Origin of the sequence: Rhodococcus sp. APC 3903 (assembly GCF_030407755.1) — a bacterium.
GTDB lineage: Bacteria > Actinomycetota > Actinomycetes > Mycobacteriales > Mycobacteriaceae > Rhodococcus_F > Rhodococcus_F erythropolis.
Map to the genome: position 1 here is coordinate 1 of NZ_JASDCV010000095.1, position 740 is coordinate 740.

At 59.5% G+C, this 740-nt stretch carries 2 protein-coding genes; both read right to left on the reverse strand.

All coding sequences use genetic code 11. From position 1 onward, the window contains the following. On the reverse strand, nucleotides 1-343 hold a 343-nt coding region (locus QMA15_RS32670), incomplete at its 3' end, for an IS3 family transposase (protein WP_290289355.1). A 47-nt stretch (nucleotides 344-390) separates the two neighbouring features. Next, entirely contained in the window at nucleotides 391-693 is a 303-nt protein-coding gene (locus QMA15_RS32675; protein ID WP_042922031.1) for a transposase, read from the reverse strand. Nucleotides 694-740: the final 47 nt, after the last annotated feature.

Below are 740 nucleotides of genomic sequence, written 5' to 3' on the forward strand. Positions count from 1 at the left end.
GGGTGGGATGTTCCGTGATATCCGTGACCCACAACTTATTCGGCTCGTCGCGAGTGAACTTACGGTCCACGAGATCGCTCGCGGTCGGAGTCTGATGCTTGGAACGCGCACGTTTGTTTCCCGGAAGTCCCTTCACACCAGCAGCTCTCATCAACATTTCGATGCAGCCGCGTCCCACGGCAATGTCGTGACCAAGGGTGAGTTCAGCGTGGATGCGCCGCGCACCGTAGGTGCCATGCGAGGCGGTATGAACCTCGGTGATCAGCCGCGTCAACCAGGCATGTCGCAGTGAGCGTTCCGAGGGTGGGCGATTGCGCCACTCGTAGAAACCGGACTCCGACACCTCCAGAATCCGACACGAAGTCTGTACCGGCAGTCCTTCTTTGGCCATCACTTCGATCGCTTCGAACCGCCTTTTGGGAGCACCACCGACTTCAGCAGTTCCGTGGAGCGTTTGGCGATGGCAAGCTCGGTCTCCAACTCGGCGATACGACGACGGGCGGCGGCGAGTTCGGCGCTCTCGATCGAGCTCAGCCCCGGCTTCTGTCCGGTATCGATGAGCTCCTGGTTACGCCAGTTGTAGATGGTTTGTTCGGTGACATCGAGACCTGCGGCGACCTCGGCGACCGTGCGTCCTGACTTCAACAGATCGAGGACTTTTCGGCGGAACTCGGGCGGATAACGTCGGGGCATCGTGGACCTCTCTCGGGTGCATCAATGCCTGAAGTAAAACAAACGAA